Genomic DNA, 1,533 nt, shown 5'->3' on the forward strand with positions numbered 1-1,533 from the left:
TGAGTTCGTCCCTTATCCTAAAGGTTTCGTTCCTCCATCTTTTGCTCAATTTGATGGAACAGGCAATCCAAGACAACATCTTGCTCAGTATAGAGCACTTTGCTGCAATATCAGCAACAACAATGCTTTATTACTACGATTATTCGTTACCTCCTTATCTGGCTTTGCATTTGAATGGTATACTAACCTACCCAACGGATCTTTTAAAACTTTCAAAGAACTTGAAGAAGTCTTCGTAAAAAGGTTTGTTGGAGTCCAGAAAAAGATCACCATTCACGATCTTATGACTTTACAACAAAAGCCTACTGAGGCTGTGGTTGATTATATCCTGCGCTGGCGGACATTAGCTTTAAAATGTGAACCGCCTTTGCAAGAAAATCATGCTGTCAATCTTTTACTTGGACGCCTCACCGGGTCCATTTCTCTTCTGCTAAAATTATCTTCCATTTTCACCTTTGAAAAATTACTCTCCAAGGCAGCAAGTCTGCAAGGAGAAGCTTCTTCACTTATCCTAAAGGAGGAACCTTACGAGAAAGCTCGAAAGAAGCTCACCCCATCGAGCAAAAAGCCTGTTGACACTATTTCTCTCACTGACAAGCAAGTGAAGGGGTCAGAGGAAACTCTACAAGTCACTCCATCTCCCCAGAAGAAAAACCCTCTCACTTTCCAAGAAAGACTTGATCGAATTTATTCTTTTAAGAAAGATGCCGTTCCAAAGCTCTTCCAATTGCTCATTAAAGCAGGTATGCAACTACCTGAACCAAAGAAGCCTAAAGAGGTTTCTAAGACTGATGACCCAACATTCTGTCCTTATCACCGCTGTCTGGGTCATACTATCGAAAATTGTATCACTTTCAAAGATTGGCTTGAACGCTAATATAAAGCAGGAAAGGTCGAAATACCAAACAAATATTTAGAGACTCCAGCTTCTTCTGTAAAAACCATCCATACGAATGAAATAAATGCTTTTGTTTCTTCATACATTTATGCGTTATCTCATACTTCTGAATCTTCTGAGGAAGAAGAACCTCTTTTACAAGAGGATGTTTATCGTCTCTTCAAATCTTCGGAGGATGAACAAACTAACGAACAAGTTAGTATTGTCCCAACCGAAGAAGTAGACGATCTACAACTGAGAAGTGGACAATTACTTCGGCCTCAGGAAAAGCCAAAGCAAACACCACAAGAACCTATTGGTGAATATGAAAGCACAAATAAATCTATGCTTCCTAAAGTAGATTATAATGTGCTTTCTCACCTAAAGAAACTCCCTGCTTTATTAAGTGTTTATGACGCTCTAATGTTATCTATTGAAATGCATCAAACCTTAATTAAGGCTCTCCAAGAACCAGAAAACTTTCAAACTTACTTCGCTACAGATACTCTTCCTGAAGAACATCTACTAAATGTGACATTTACTGATAATGGTCTCTTATTAAAAACCACAGATCATAATCGTCCTTTATATGTCACTGCATTGATTTATGGTAACACTTTGAACCGGATTCTTGTTGATCCTGGATCTTCAGTGAA

Annotated in this window: 2 protein-coding genes; both read left to right on the forward strand. The window is 38.6% G+C overall.

Annotated features, from left to right (window positions below; all coding sequences use genetic code 11):
- Positions 1–877 (forward strand): retrotransposon gag family protein (locus FA727_RS23740; RefSeq protein WP_136833909.1); only part of this gene is annotated, 877 nt, incomplete at its 5' end.
- 345 nt (positions 878–1,222) lie between these two features.
- A partial coding sequence (locus FA727_RS24240; protein WP_158318970.1) for a hypothetical protein occupies positions 1,223–1,533 on the forward strand: 311 nt, incomplete at its 3' end.

Origin of the sequence: Robertmurraya kyonggiensis (assembly GCF_005116465.1) — a bacterium.
Taxonomy (GTDB): domain Bacteria; phylum Bacillota; class Bacilli; order Bacillales; family Cytobacillaceae; genus Robertmurraya; species Robertmurraya kyonggiensis.